This window comes from Ruminococcus flavefaciens (assembly GCF_900143025.1).
GTDB lineage: Bacteria > Bacillota > Clostridia > Oscillospirales > Ruminococcaceae > Ruminococcus > Ruminococcus flavefaciens_I.
In genome coordinates this window covers 123,359-139,480 of sequence record NZ_FRCT01000008.1, presented here as the reverse complement: position 1 = coordinate 139,480, position 16,122 = coordinate 123,359, and the positions used below count along the sequence as shown (strand labels likewise).

Genomic DNA, 16,122 nt, shown 5'->3' with positions numbered 1-16,122 from the left:
TTCTGGTTCTGCTGTCCCCAGTTATTCCAGTCATTGTTCTGGTTCTGCTGCTGGTTTTTGTTCTGGTTCCAGTCATTATTCTGCTGCTGGCCGCCGCCTTCGCCCTGTGAAACTGTAACGCTCTTTACGTTAGCCTGGCCGTTTGATCTATAACCTTCAATGTTAAGGGATACTTCGTAGAGAGTACCGGACATATCAAGTCCAGCCTTCTCCCAAGCCTCAAAGTGCTTAGAAACGTCGATAGTACCCTTCATGTAGTTTGTCTGATTATTAGCTGAACCGCTTGAAGTACGAACGCTCCAGTACTGTGGGAATGTAGCTGTACCGTCAAGTGATGGCTGATTGTAACGCATTGTCTTGCGAATGTCATATGTATTGCCGTTAAGAGTTACTGTACCCTTGTTTTCTCCGTCATTTCCGGGTGGTCTCCAGTCGCCCCAACCTTCTACGATGTAGTATTCCATAAGGGGATTTCTTGTCCAGCCATATACACACATATATGAGTTTCCTCTTGGTGTGTATTCTACATCATAAGTAAGAACGATATTTCCGAAAGCCTTGTAGTTCTTCTTCTGGCTGTCGTAGTTCTTACCCATACGAGCGAGGAAGTTCTCAATGTTGCTCCATGAACAGGTAAAAGAACCTGCACCCGGATTCATTGAAACCTGACCCTGGCCGTTCTGGTTCCACATTTCGTAGTCGTATCCGCCGATGTTGCCTCTTGTCTGCTGGTCAGCAGCTGAAGCTACAGCAGGGACAGCAGCTGCGAGCATCATTGTGGATGCGCCTGCACTGATGATCTTTTTGATCTTGTTAAGCTTCAAATAAATCACTCCTTTATTTGGTAAAGATGGATTAAGTAAGTGGATTAGTAATCTACTCCCAGTATATTTTGCTGTTTTTATTTCTAACTAAATTATATTCAAACAAAACCGAATACACAAGTCATTTATTGCGGTTGTTTTCATAATCGGTCAAATATTGCGATTTTTCGAATATTATTTTTCCCTAAAAATAGCCATTTAGTACCGACTGCCTGTAAAATGGGAGCAATTTATGAAGCTTATTTCTATGCAAAAATTGACATACGGATATCGCACGATATGCTATATAAAAACAGTATCATGTTATATATGGATTATATATCACGAATCGTTTTCGGTTTCCGCATTCACATATTCATTATATTTTTCAAGGAGCTCGGCATCGGGCACAAAGCTTGATTTTTCGGGTATATTCATAAGAGTTCCCATGAACAGCGGGATATGTGTTTCTATGTCATATATACAGTAAACGTAAGGCCTTGTGAGCAGGACCTCCCTTTTCAATACACCGCCGCCTGCAAGACCTCCCGAAGCAGTTGCAGCTGTTGCCCTCGTTCCTTTTTCATTTACATCAAGTGTTGTCTTGTGCTTTACATAACGCAGATAAGTCGGAACATCAGCTGACGAAAGTCCTGTAAAATCAGCTGACTCGTCAAATGCTATGTCCATTCCCATTGCTTTAAGCTCATCTGTAAGGTCATTTGCGTATTCTAAGCAATATTTCGGCATAAATGTAGCCGTCGTCTCGTTTGTCTCCTGAGCAAGAAGTGCATCAAGCTTTTCAGGAGTCAGGTCCTTGATGTAATCATGGATATCTATGTCCTCATGCGGAAGCAGAGCTGCATAGGCAATATTCTTGTCCTTGTAACGCTTTATAAATCCGTCTGTATCATCATCGCCTATGTATTCAGCAGGTGCCGACATAAATTCACATCCCTGCTTCTCACCGTTTACACCTTCAAATATCCAGTCGCCCACCTGATATCTCATATAGGTGCTTTGCCATTCAGCGTCAAGAACTACAGCATCAATGATGACAAAAATGTCATCGGGCTTTATCTCATCAACTATTTTGGGGATATAGTGCCGTGTATTGGTATCCACCCATTTATTGATATCCTTGAGGGTATTATCATCGAATGCGGACAGATAATATTCCGCATCGTAGTAATCAAGATTTTTCTGTATAAATTCGGGAACCGGTCTCACCAACATGGGATCATCTTTTACCCATACCGAATTTGCCGTATCTATAACCGATTGATCGCTTGCTCCTACTTTATTTCTGAACAGATACATATATTTATTCAGTTCTTCAATAGGAACTCCGCCGAGAACCTCTTCCATCTGCCCGAGAGTCTCATTTTTTGCACCGTTTGCTGTCATAGCAAGTGACTGCATTACAGAATAAGGCGATATGAATACGTTTTTGTCATCTTTCTTCACATCTTCCTTTTCATCTGTCTCAGCGTCGCTCTTATCCTCAGCTTCTTCGTCACCTTCGGAACAATAAGCAGAATCAACTGCGGCTTTGAAAAGATTTACAGCAAATTGTCTCTGCCCCTTTGCAAATTTGTCGTCAGCCTCCATTCCCTCAATCTTTGATTTTGCGATCCCTGAGCAAAGGTTGCGGGATACAGGCATGATCTCCGTTTCGTTCTCACCGATCAACATTCTCCTCATCTGACACATATCAAATACGTCAATAGTGCCGTCACCGTTCACATCAGCATTTTCAGGTGCTTTCAGCTCGACCTTTCCGCCGAGCCAGCGCTGCATCATTACTATATCAGAGATATTGAACACAGTATCGTTATTGACATCTCCGCTGCCTGCCGTATCCTGCGCAAAAGCGCTTGTCGAAGCAAATGCGGGTATTGCCATGCTTAACGCAAGTACTGCCGCTGTTAATCTTGAGTGTTTCATAAATAAATCCTCCTCTATAATCCTTTTTTGTATTTACTGAGACAGCAGAAGCTTTCTCATCATCACCATATCAAATACATCTATTACATTATCTGTGCAAAGATCGCCTGCCTGCCAGTCCGCAAGCCTTGCATCTGCTTTCGCAAGAAGCCAGCTCTGCAATGCCACAAGGTCGGCAACGTTCAATTCACCGTCAGCGTTCACATCTCCGCGTATACCTGTTAAATCGCCGTCATCAGGTTCTTCCCTGCCGCTGTAGCTTACTCTCGGTTCAGCCTCTTTGCTTCTGCTGAGTTTTATATAGTCGACAGCGCCCTTGAAGCCCCTTCCGACTACCGCAAGCTCCTCCTCTGTACTGCTGAGGACCGACATCATATTCAGCTTCATCGTCTTGCTGTCAGCCGTCTTGCCGTTGATAACAAGCTCGCCTTTTCCGTCGATGATGCGTATAGTCACCTTGCTCCATTCACCCTTGGCAAGCGCAGATGAAGCAGTGAGCTTTTCCGATGTTTTTCCGTCTGTGACCGTAAGCTCGGCAACTCCGTTTTCATTGCACGGAGTCAGCGACATATAGGAATTTTTGTCACCGAAGCGGAATACCTCCTGACCTGCTTTTCCGCCCTTCCACAGCACACCGACATCTATCTGGATATCCCTCGTCTGAAGCATCGAATTATCCAGCAGCATATATTCATCTCCGCCGCTAAAGCTAAGAACTCCATCCGCAGATGTACGTTCCGATTCATATTTTGTTCCAAGCAGACGAGCGTTTATAAATGTATGCCTGTCATTTTCCCAGCACTCCCGATAGCCTGCAAACTCAAAACTGCCTATATGACTTTCAGGGATATAACGATATCCGTGATCGTCCAGCCAGCCGTAATTAACATGGTTTTTCTGAGCTTTGTCATTGCTGTAATCGCCGTCAAGTATGGTATATTCCGAGTAAGCTGTAGTTCCGTAAAGATAAGCCATACCCCTTGCAACTGCATCACCGCTGAGCTTTACACCATCAGAAAGATAAGCCTTATGCTGCACCTTTGCATTGTCTGAGACAGAGCAGGAATTCGATACCACCGCGCTGCCGCTGATTATGGCATTGCCGCTGAGATCAACGCTTCCCTGTTTCCAGCCGCCGTTGTCATATACCCAGCCTCCGCCGTCTACCACTGCATGACCGCATATCACCACATTATCCTGAGCAGTCACGCTGTTTGCAACTACCGCGTGCTCCTCTACCCTGACATTGCCCGAAAGCTTTGCATTTCCCAGGACCATAGCATTAGGTCCTACATATACCGAGTCAGCGACCTTTGCGCTGTCAGCCACCCAGCCGCCTCCGTTGGAATGGATATGTCCCTTTCCCTTTGAGTAGCCGCCCGACTGCTGCACCTCTGCACCGCTGAGCCTGACCTCATATGTATAGCGTTTGCGTTCACAGCTATCATAAGGCGAATCTATTTCTTTATGAAATGCATTTGCTCTATAAAGCTCCTCAGGCATAGCAGTAACGGTCAGGTAGGCGGATACCACCCCCTTTGCAGATACGCTCGCTTTATCTCCACTGCCGAAAAGCTCGGAATAGGACTCGTTTCCGTTGGCATCCACAGTAACTATACACGCCTTCCAGCCAGAGTTGGATACTTCAGACGTTCCGCGGAACTCCACGGATATAGTATCGCCCTTTATGATCAGGGGAACTATATTTATACCTCCCTGCATGGGAGCTTCCTCCTGAGGCACCTGAAGCCAGCCGCTGCCGTTGTCCTGCAATACAGTATAGAATAAATTCCAGTAAAAGGGCGACTGAGCCAGCTTCTTGCTGAATTCTTCCTTGTAAGCCTCCTGATTGCCGAAATCAAAGGTAGCCATTCGCTTTGCAAAGTGACCGAAGACTATATGCGCATCGGTGCCGAAAAGTCGGGTTATAGTATCGAATGGATACTCATCGGGCTCAGCCTCCGAAATGATACGCTTTACAGCATCAATGCCAAGTCCCGGAAGGTTGTCGGGATTGTATGAAAGATACACCAGGAAAGGCCATACCTCATAATAATTTCTTCCATGAGGGAATGTAAGGCTCATATTGCGTATGTAAGGCTCGAACCAGCAGGTCTTTGTATTGCCCGTGTAGTACTCACTGCCCAGATACATCTCTCTGAACCAGTTCGCAAGCGGCTCCCACCATGCTCCCGTTATCTCCTGATCTACCCATGCTTTCTGCTGCATAGTAACAACATGACCGAATTCGTGAGCGATAGTGAGATCGTCCAGCATAGCCTCGGGACTGATTATCTCTATTCCGTATCCGTCCTCAGAGCTCATAAACGCCCAGCCCTCGGGATACTTATCCAGACCTGTATTTGTAAGATAAACATTGGTCTTGTACTTCTGACTGCTCTTTCCGTAGATATCAACATTCATATTCTCCATGCCCAGATATTCACCGTAGCATTTCCACAGCTTTTCATAATCTTCAAGATTCCTTTTCAGAAAGGCATCATTTACCTTTCCGGTAGTATCATTGTTGCCGTAGAAAATTACAAAATGCTCTGATTCCGCATAATTTGCTGTCTTGCAGTAGCCCCACTTGTCACGTATCTTGTATTCCTCATCTGCCGAATTACCTCTGAACGGCACATACGAAAGCATTGATGCTCCCATAGCCAGCACTGTCATTAATGAAGTTATTTTATTCTTCATTCAATTCCTCCTTATATCCATTATCTTTAATCTTCCAAAAATCTGAAAGCTCCCCTGCCATAAAGACAGAAGAGCTTTCAGCAGTCTTATCATTTCTCTTCAAGCTGAGTAGCAGCACCTATAAATAACGGCACATTGTTCTTGTCAACGATCATATATACAAAAGGTCTGTCAAGATTGATATAGACCCTTTTCTTTTCTATCGGAGCAGCAGATCCATACCCCATGATGACCGCTGTTGTCGCAGCAGCTTTAGTACCCTTTTCTGTTACCTCGATCTTTGTCTTGTGGAGCAAATCGTAAATGTATAACGGCTCTGCTCCTTCAACAGACAGATCGTTTATCTTTGAGAAATCCGCTCCCCTACTGTCGAAAGCCTTTTTCATTCCTATCTTAGGAAGGATATCCTTCAAAGAAGTATCATAATTATACTTGAACTTAGGTATCATTACATAAAGATCTACAGTTGACGGATCCTCATACTCCTTTAAGCCCTCTGCAAGCGCCTTTCCGTCAAGCTCGCTGATGTAGCTTTCAAAATCAACGTCCTCATGCGGAAGTATGCCTACAAAGCTGTAATCTTCACCCATGTATGGCTTCTTGAAAGCATCGGCATTGCCGAGGTCATAATAATAGCTTTCCATGCTGTTCAATTCCTTTATGGGGTGCTTGACTCCGTCAAGATCGGTGAACTTGCCGTCCGCTGTGCTGAGATACGGGTCCTCCCATTCCGCCTCGAAATACAGAGTATTGAGCAGCATCATCGCTGTATCTGACTTAATGTTATCCTCCCTGAGAATTGACGGGATCATGCCCTTCGTATTCTTATTTACCCAGCTGTTCACATCTTTAACGATGCTTTTATCAAACTTTGACTTGTATATCTCGGAATTATAGAATTTCTTGTTGGTCTCAAGGAATTCATCATACACCTTTAAGGAAGGATCGTCCTTGAACCATATTGAATTTGCAAGATAAATCTTTTTCTTCTCCTCATCGGGGAGCTGACTGACATAATATGCCATATACTCGTTTATCTCATCGAGTGTAAGACCGCTTCCGAGCACCTTCTCCATTTCCTCGCGTGTTTCGCCGTCGGCTCCGTTTGCAGTCATGGCAAGAGCAGACGATATGGAAAGAGGTGAAAGCAGAAGGTTTTTACTTCCTTTCTCGGGATCGAAGCATTTCTTCAGAAGATCAACGCCGAATTTCATCTCAGCTGCTGCAAAGCTTTCATCTGTCTTTACGCCCTCGGAAGCCTTCACATTTACCGTATTGTCAAGACGAACGCTTCCGATATTTGATGTTCCGTTGAATTCCTTTGAACTTCCCAGAACAAAATCCATGACCTGTCTGAAGTCGTCCTCGGTTATCTCGGTATCCATATCTATATCCGCATTGAGGAACTGTGCCTCGCTGAGCTGATACGAAAGATTGCCCGCAAGATACTTTTTATACGTTAGAACGTCAAATGAGTCAATAACTCCGTCATCGTTTATATCGCCGTAAATATGCTCATCAGGGTCCTTTAATGAAATTATATAGTTAAGGCTGAATATTCCACTATTTCTTGCAAAAAGATTAACCAGATCATCATATTCTCTGATCGAAGCAAATCTGATATTCACTCTTGTTTCAGGCTTCAGTCTGTGCTCAGGATCAGAATCGCCGTAATATTCGTTGTCGTAATCATGGATGGGCACGGCTATCTGCCTGTGATATTCATAATTGAACCAGTTTCCTCCCGTTGAAGGTATAAGGTCTATGATCATGTAGTCGCTAAATTTTTTTATATCATAGATGTATGCGTCGATGAATTCGTACTCATACATTCTCATTTCTTCATTATAGTAAACGCTGCCTCCGATATCAGCTGCACTTACAGTTGTTGAAACAGGCAGAATACCGCCTGCAAAACTGAATAAAAGCGCAGAACCCATGATACCTGCTGCTGCCTGTTTTATTCTTTTAAGTCTTCCCATAATAAACACTCCTCTCGCATCATACAAATATGATTATCTATACTACAATTATAACATTATAATAAGTGTATGTCAACAAAAAATGTCTATTTTATCATGGATCAGTGCTGAAAAAAGAGCAGACCCGCATACGATAGATCATTCCGTATTACGGGTCTGCTATATTTCAGGATGTAATAATTCTTATAGCTGATTTATTCAAGTCCGAGAAGCACCTTCTGCACCTGAAGCGCATCGTTTACAGTTACTCCCTTGCCTGTTTCGTAAAGATCAGCATTAAACTTTCCTTTGTCTGTAAGTTCATATTTATCCGGGTTTGCCTGTGACTGCATTATGATTACAACGTCGCCCATATCCATGCCGCCGTCAAGATTTGCGTCACCGTTTCTATCAATATCTATATCATTAAGAATTGCATAATTGCTTTTGTATTCCTCGGAGATATTAAACTCCTCGCAAGCGCTTTCATTGAAAATATCGTCGTTTTCAAGGAGCATATAGCACTGCATAAGGATCATGTCGTATATATCACCGCTCTTGCCGTCGCCATTGACATCACACTTGGTCTTGAAATATTCATACTGCTTCTCTTTTAATTCATTTTCTTCATCAGTAAAGCCTTCTGTATCATGCCAATCAGGAAGGTATGTACATCTTGCTCTCCACATTGCAGCATCATAGTCAAATTTATCAAGCTTTCCGTCAAAGTTGAGGTCAGGCACGTCCATCTTGCCGTCCTTGATATCCTGACAGTATTTCTTGAAGTCATTGCTGAACTTTTCCTTATCAAAGTCGCCGAAGTATTCAATGCTTTCGCTTGTTCTTGCAGCAAATACAAATGCAGCGTTTATATCATAATGCGATGCGCCCTCATAGAACTGCTCATAGTATTCAGTAAGGAAATATTCAGTATCAAGAGGATTGTCAAGGAGATAGCTGTAAGCCATGTAGCGTCCTGTGAACTGACCGCCGTATGGTCCCATCTTGCTGAATATATTCGCACATCTCTTTATAGTTGCCTCAGGGAGCTGTATGATATCGTAGGCAAATGGCTGCCAGCTGTCGCCGCCCTGAATATTTGAAAACGTAACGTAGAAATCGCCCTCTTTCCAGTTGATAACTCCGTCTACCATACTCTTATATCTGCTGTAAAGTTCGGGATCTTTATAGATCAGATTTTCTATGAATATCTCATAGTCAACACAGTCCTTGATATCAAAAGCACCGTCTCCGTTTACATCAGGTGAGATATCTCCGCTGTTTACCATATCAGCAAAGAAGCCGTAGCCTGTTCCGTAGTATCTCATATATGTCTTGAGATTCTGTGTGAAATAGTATGAAGGCGGGTGGATCTCATCAGCCTGACCTTCTTCTATCATTTGTTCATGCAGCTTCTTGTTCTGCTCAGTAGGCTGAGGCTCTTCATAGTTTTCCATATTGAATACGGAAGTATCCAGCGGCTTTGTCATCAGATAATACTTTAACATGAGCAGTGCATCGCCGTACCATGTTACGGAACCGTCATGGTCATAGTCGGCATAACGCTCTATTCTTTCCTTTATAGCATCATCAACAATAAATCCGTCTGTATAAACGAACAGTTTATAGCAGTCATCAATATCAAACTTTCCGTTTCCGTTAAGATCTGTCTCGCCCTGTGCTACCTGAGCGATAATCTGCTTATCAAAAGGATCCTGTGCATAAAGTCTGTAATTATCATTAGCAGAAACGTGAGTAGGCATAGCTGATAATGCAGTAATAAATGATATTGCAAATGCAGATAGTTTTTTCATCTCAAAGCTCCTCTCGTCATCGGGCGCAGTAATTGTCGTTCCCGTAATGGCAGTTGTTTGTTTTGAGCCGTTGTTAATCAAAGACGTCCTTATTCTGCTTGCAGAAGCATTAACATTGGCAGATGAAGCTTTAACAGAAGTGACGCGTTCACTGTCTGCTATAGCTGTTATGGTCGTTTTGACTTCGTTCTTTTCAGAAGAAGCCGATCTATGGGTCGAACCTGTATGCATTGCATTATTCTCTTCAACGGGCTGCGTTGTAGTTATCTGTGTAGTGACATTACTCTCTGTTATAATGATATCCGGTTCCTCAGGACCTATGATGTCATCATCTATACGACTGTTTATCGCGCTTACCCCAATAACAGCGGCAGCACAAAGTCCTGAAACAGTAGCAGCTACCATACTTATACGACGAGCCCGTATTCTTTTGCTTTCAAGTATTGCATCGCCTTTTTCAAAAACGCTTGCAATAGTTTCCTTATAGCTTTTCATATACAAAGCCCTCCTTGATAAGTTCTGCCTTCAGTGTTTTTCTTGCATGATACAGAATATCACGGACCTGTTTTTCTGTTTTTTTCATTATGCTTGCCGTTTCTCTGTTTGAAAAATCCTCAAAATATGTCAGATACAACGCCTGCTCATACTCAGGTTTCAGTTTCCGTATAGCCTTATGCAAAACACGCTTTTCCTCATTCTGAATAATACTTCCCTCAAGGTTATCATCACTTGCGGTAAACTCAGCATCATCAAGAGAAGCCTGCAATAACGATGAATGTTTCCTCATGTAGTCAACAGCCGTAAACCTGGCAATAGAATAAAGCCATGTCTTGAACGAGCTTTTTCCTTTGAATTTGGGCTTTTTGACGTAGAGTTTGACAAATGTTTCTTCCATGAGTTCTTCAGCGATATTTATATTACATACAAGGCTTGTCAGGTATAATACAAGGCCGTCACGGTAAATGGTTATCACTTCTTCGAGACCTTCCTTGTCGCCTGAAAGAAAACGGCGGTAGCTACTTTCACCGTTATCCATACATACCTCCTTTCGGATAGTTCGTCGCCCATCTACTTATTAGTCGTAAACCGCAAATGAAATGTCGAAGTATTTTTCAAAAAAATTTTCAGTTTTATTATAACACGTTTTTTTCGCCTGTGCAAGGTCACAAAACATTCTGTCAACTGATAGGAGTATCAGAAACAGTTACAAATGTCACTGCTAAAGTGACAAACGGCTTCTTGGAATTCTATAGATGTCGTAATATAATATAGTAAAGAAAGCATAACGCTATAAAAAGAAGAATTGCAGAATACTTCAAAGATAAGAATACAGTTTCATTTATAACCGAAGTATATCCCATAGATCACCCCGAGAAAATACATGACGATGATTATGCATGGGAGCTTTCGGTCGCCTCAACATTTTTTATATCCGAAAATGACTGTACAAGAGCAGAATTAGAGGAATTCGGACGCGCCTTTGCACAATGGGCTTGCGACAGACATTTAAAGGTTAACGCACGTTTTCAACTGATATCTTCAAAAAGAAAGATAAGCAGCATAACAAGAACAAATCATGCCGACTACTACGATAAACCTTGTGTATATTTCTATCATGTAAGAGTATATGAAGACAGAATAACCGATTATGATTCCGACAGTGGTCTTTCTCTCGAATACACACACGAGGAATTTCTCAGGGACGGCAGGACAAAAAAATGGTATCCCACCAAAATCTATAATATAACCTATAACGGCGAAGTTGTGCTCGAAAAAATGTGGTATTGGAAAGATTGTTACTGCTTCGACGATGGGGTATTTTACGACTCTCTGCAATTTGATGAGATAAACTGACTTCTCAGCGTCGGAGGCTGGAAAAGCGAAGCAGATATCCGGAACTACACCTTCGGCTGGACAAGAAACGGTCATAAATTTGAATTTCGCGTTGTTGATTCAGAAAGAATATATGCTGACGGAAAGCCCGAATTAAAGCTCGACCTGTACTTTGACGGTATAAAGCTGATTGATTTTAAAGGAATTGACGGAGATGTTATCGGACGAGAACGAGATCCTAAATATCAAAACGGAGAATTCCGCATTTGTCTCGGATTTGACCAGTATGCCCTTGAAAAGTATTTCGGCATTATCATCAGGGAAGATCTCAAAAACGAAACAGGAACAGTTATTATCAAGCCCGAGGTTGAATATTCGATATCACTGCTTTCCTTAAAGACTGATGCGATACTCGGTGTTTTTATAGATCGGTAATGAAAAGGCAGTCCCTTGCGGACTGCCTTAACTCTTTATTGGTTTGATTCAACGTCTTCCTTTTTGCGTCTGCCGTGGAATATCTCCTTCTGGATATACAGCTTCTCATCAGCCTGAGCAATAAGCTGAGTTGCGGTAATCGCCCCCGAGGTACACACGGCAAAGCCCGTACATACCGATATAGTCGGGATAAGATCGGCACACCTTGAGCGAAGGGAGTTAACCTCGTTCTGGATAGCCTCCTGAACCTGCGCATCATCATTGATTATAAGAACAAATTCATCTCCGCCGTATCTTGCACAAAAGCCGTGGAGCTTGTCAGAAACATTATGCAGAGCGTCAGCAACGAGCTGCAAAGTCCTGTCTCCAACTATATGACCGAATTTATCATTTACCTGCTTGAAGTCGTTGACATCTATCATATATATCCTGAAAGGATTGTCCTCAGAGGAATTATGTATCATATCCTGAAGGAATATCTCCATGCGTCTGCGGTTGTTAAGACCTGTGAGCGCGTCGGAATATATCTCGCTGTTCTGTATTTCAAGGAAAGCAAGGTGTATGGCGAGAAATATTCCCAAAGCAACAATAGGACAAATTGGCAGCATACCCTCCAGTATCGACGTAGCAGCAGGTATGATTATAAAATTCAGCGGAAGGCGGTATTCCTTTTTGAGCTTGACCTGCTTGTTTGAAAAGCTCTGCCAGAAAGAATAAATACCGCTGCCGAAAAGCTGTAAAAAGGTAAATATAATGTGAACTATATACCCGTCTGCAAACTGAAAGATATCATTTTTGTCAACATAGAAATAAAAGCCCGTGAAGACCGATGTGCTCGTTAATATCAGATCAATTGCTGCTATAACATAATGCGCTATCCTGATTATCTTTGTTTTCTTTGAATTATTCTGGTCTATACGGAATATAACGAAAATACACCAGCCAAGCGTCAACAATCCGACCGATGCAAGTCCAACGGCATTGGTTATCTTGTTCATTGTCACGCTGAAGGGGATCAATCCGCCCTGTCCCAGTGCCCATATGCTGTCACTTATAAGATATACTATAAAAAACATTGCCATTCCCTTGAAATGACGCATCTGAAGCTGTGTACCAACGTTTTTGTTAGCCTTGATGATAATACCGACCGAAAACATAATACAGAAAAGCTCGGTTATCATATATGAAATATAAATGCCCGAATTATCCATCTGATCGTCCCCCTAAATCAAAAAGAATAAAAAACATAACAACAGCAAATATCTATTTTGAAATAATATTATTTTCCTAATTTATAATAACATATCTTATAAGTAAAGACATTGTTTTTTTATGAATAGTTGTCCTATTCCTACAATCTTTGTAGCTTTAAACAACAAAGCAAGCTGCGGTTTGTAAAAAATGATCAATAAAATAATGAAGAGACATTTCTGCCTCTTCATTATTACTATATATTATTCATTAAACGAAAGAACTATTTTACCGGAAGTGACGGTATAAGTTCAAGAAGATATCTTTGTATCGCCAAAGCATCATTTACCGTCACACCGTTTCCACCCTCAACGTCCGCATTTGCCGCGCCCTGCTGTGTCATATGGCTCTTGTCGCTTCCGTTTTCTCCGTATTTATTGGGATTTGCAAGAGACTGCATAATAAGGACAGCGTCTGAAAGATCAACTGTTCCGTCCATATTTGCATCGCCTGCCAGTGTCTGCTTTAAAGCATTTGCTGTATCATTGTTTTCCTTTAACGGCTGTGAACCTGCCTCCTGTCCCGGAGTTTTCAGGTCGAGCGTACTCGAAGCATAGTATGTATATCCCTTTTCAGCGCAGTATTTTTTTATGGAGTCAATAACACTGCTGCTCTTGGTATATTCAAGGAGATAAACGTCCTTGCCGTTATCGCTTACGAGCTTGCAGTACTTCTGGAAATAATCTCTTTCTTCCTCGTCGTTTACTATGAACTTCTTACCGTTATCCCAGTCTACAGCACTGAAAACAGATTCCTGATTTACAGCGTCCATAACTGCATCGAGACTTTTGTTTTTCTTAGCATATTCCTTTACATATGTATCGCCGCCGTTGATGATAACATAAGTGCCATACTTCTTGAAGCCCTTGAGGATCTCCGTAACGCCGTTGTATATCTTTTCTTCCTTGAAGTTGTAATAAACATCGCAGTTGTCAACAAAAAGTCCGTCAACGCCCTTGTCGATAAGCTTCTTTGCGATATCTCCCACAATGAACTTCTGCCATTCCTCCTGAGAAACATCGACCCATCTTTCGTCCTCCCAGTTCTTATATACACCAAGGAAATACTTTTCGTAGTTCTTGAAGTAAGAACGGAATTCCTCAACAGAACCAAGATTAATGTAGCTGTAAACTATGTGGCCGTCATTTTTGAGCTTGCTTATCTCATCTTCCGAGAAATACTGCGCATCAATAACGATCTTCCTGTAGCTTTCCATATCGGAAATATCCTCAGGGTCTGCTCCGAGAAAAACGCCGTATTCGTACTTGATATCCGCTGCATCTGCCCTTAAATCGCCGTGGCCTGCGAATACCGATGCAAAACACAATGGTATCGCCATTATCATACTTGCTATACTGATTTTTTTCATTTTGCTCCTCTTTTCATAAAAAATTTGTACCGTTCACGCACATTCCTTACGGAATGTGTCCTTCTATTAATATATTCGTATTATAAAGAGCATTTCAGACAAAAAACGAACTATTATTTCTATAAGCAGCATTGCAGGCGTTCCTTGCTTATCAGCCTAAATCAAGGAGTGCTTTCTGAATTGCCTGAGCATCGCCTACTGTAAGGCCGTCGCCGTTTGTATCGGCATTTGCTATGCCCTGTGCAGTAATGTGGGGCTCTGCTGTGCCGTTTTCTCCGTATTTATTAGGGTTAGAGAGTGCCTGCATGATAAGAACCACATCTGACATATCAACACCGCCGTCGCAGTTTGCATCGCCGCTGACACGAACTGCTGTCTGTGAAGCAGTAACGTTCTCATTTTTAAAGTCGCCTGTTGTACAGCTGCTCATCTTCCAGCTTCCGTTTTCGAGCACGAATACTGCTCTGCACTTGCCCTGTAAACCATTGCTCGCTACAGTTGTAGCTGTAAACCTTTCGGCAGTCACATCAGATATTATTACACCGTCGTTGGTATTGAACTGCAATGAGCCTCTTTTGCCGTCATTTATATAAAGGATACCGTCTTTTTCAAGAAAACGTGCATTACATTCTCTCATAAAATAATCCTTTATCTCTCCTGTGAACATCTTGCCTATGATATCCTTGATATCATCAAGGGAGGTAATAAGTGAAAAGTCTGTTACTTTGTAGTAAGAGATATCATTTACTTTGAAGGCTTCCTTATCACTGTGAGCGATATATCTTGCAAAAAGATCATCAAAAAATGTGTATGCGTCCATTTTTTCAATAGCGTGAGTAGTGAGAGATTTTTTGTCTGCTTCGCGTACAAGTCGCTTTCTGCCTGCATTGCCGATATAGAGCTCATCAGGTCTTGATGCACGGCAAGTAGCGGCATTCTTTATTTCTGAACCCTCGAAAAATCTGAGAACTGCAAACATTTTACCGCCAATAGTCTCGTCGCCGACCTTTACTTTATCTGTGATCGTCTTGCCGTCAATATCAGTGTATTTATAAGTACCGTCTGCGCTTATCTCGAATGTTCCTAATTCCTTTGCAGATACGTCAACAGGATAGCCGCCGTTTGACTCCTGATATTTCCATGTGCCTGCGAAATCGCTGAGGCTTACTTCTGCCGAGCCCTTGCGGACAAGACGAGAAATGCGATTGTTTCCTAAATAAAGTGCGTCCGGCTCCTCATTATGATAATAACCGCCGAATTTATGCTCTGAGCCCTCATAGAAGCCTACTGTCTGTAATGAAGTGCCGCCGATAACCTCAAAACCAAGCTTTACTGTGCCTGTTGAGGTCTTTCCGCTTGCGTCTGTATATGTGTATGTGCCATCCTTGCTGATAACAACTGTGCCGTTGTCCTTTGAGCTTATTTCAACATCATAGTTAGTATCAGATATCTGATATTTCCACTGACCTGCAAGCTGCTCCATGCTGACATTGTCAAGTGAAGCCTCAGATGTTACGGAAGCTGATACTGTATCAGCTGCATAAGCTGTAGTCATGGGAGCTGCTGAAAGCATAACGCTGATTGCGGCAATAACGGTAACAAAATTTCTCATAATAGATTCCTCCGAAAATACTTTATAATAGTTATCCTGCTGCATACCGCTTCAAGATAAGCGCTGTACGTGCAGTATTATTGTTTTTGAAAACTACGTCCTTAACGGACTTTTTAGTGTTGGTCGACCTTTCATAAACAACATTCGGAGCACCCGCAGCAAATGTTACACGAGTTTCAAAAAAATTTTTCGGAGCTGCTTAATTTGAATGTGCAGATGCGGTATTCCGACTGTATTTCGCCAAATATCAGGACAATACAAAATGCGGACAATATTTTCTTCAAACGTTATCTAATGTAAAATTATTTTTATAAATAAAACTATCTTCATTTTTTCCACCCAAACATCATTTTATGAGTTTACAAACAATAATAATTATTATAAAATATACAGT

General features: G+C 42.1%; 9 protein-coding genes. All 9 read right to left on the bottom strand.

Features of this window, described 5'->3' with window-relative positions; genetic code table 11:
* The coding region (locus tag BUB28_RS10115; protein WP_175547837.1) for a glycoside hydrolase family 11 protein at positions 1–824 on the bottom strand (824 nt) is incomplete at its 3' end.
* A gap of 321 nt (positions 825–1,145) precedes the next feature.
* Entirely contained in the window at positions 1,146–2,750 is a 1,605-nt protein-coding gene (locus BUB28_RS10110; protein ID WP_072951158.1) for a serpin family protein, read from the bottom strand.
* 33 nt (positions 2,751–2,783) lie between these two features.
* Positions 2,784–5,453: a DUF6055 domain-containing protein gene (locus BUB28_RS10105; RefSeq protein ID WP_072951156.1), complete on the bottom strand. Its 2,670-nt coding sequence runs from the start codon at positions 5,451–5,453 to the stop codon at positions 2,784–2,786.
* Positions 5,454–5,542: 89 nt separating this feature from the next.
* Entirely contained in the window at positions 5,543–7,435 is a 1,893-nt protein-coding gene (locus tag BUB28_RS10100; protein ID WP_072951154.1) for a serpin family protein, read from the bottom strand.
* A gap of 194 nt (positions 7,436–7,629) precedes the next feature.
* Positions 7,630–9,723: a hypothetical protein gene (locus tag BUB28_RS10095; protein WP_072951152.1), complete on the bottom strand. Its 2,094-nt coding sequence runs from the start codon at positions 9,721–9,723 to the stop codon at positions 7,630–7,632.
* Positions 9,710–10,264, bottom strand: a complete 555-nt coding sequence (locus tag BUB28_RS10090; RefSeq protein WP_072951150.1) for an RNA polymerase sigma factor — start codon at positions 10,262–10,264, stop codon at positions 9,710–9,712. The genes BUB28_RS10095 and BUB28_RS10090 overlap by 14 nt, the downstream gene beginning before the upstream one ends.
* Positions 10,265–11,531: 1,267 nt before the next feature.
* Positions 11,532–12,707, bottom strand: coding sequence for a GGDEF domain-containing protein (locus BUB28_RS10080; RefSeq protein WP_072951147.1), 1,176 nt, complete (start codon positions 12,705–12,707; stop codon positions 11,532–11,534).
* 263 nt (positions 12,708–12,970) lie between these two features.
* Positions 12,971–14,116 carry an endo alpha-1,4 polygalactosaminidase gene (locus tag BUB28_RS17590; protein WP_072951145.1) on the bottom strand — a complete coding sequence of 382 codons (1,146 nt, stop codon included), beginning with the start codon at positions 14,114–14,116 and terminating at the stop codon, positions 12,971–12,973.
* A gap of 151 nt (positions 14,117–14,267) precedes the next feature.
* A complete protein-coding gene (locus BUB28_RS17585; RefSeq protein WP_072951144.1) occupies positions 14,268–15,728 on the bottom strand; it encodes a dockerin type I repeat-containing protein in 1,461 nt (486 codons plus the stop codon).
* Positions 15,729–16,122 lie beyond the last annotated feature (394 nt).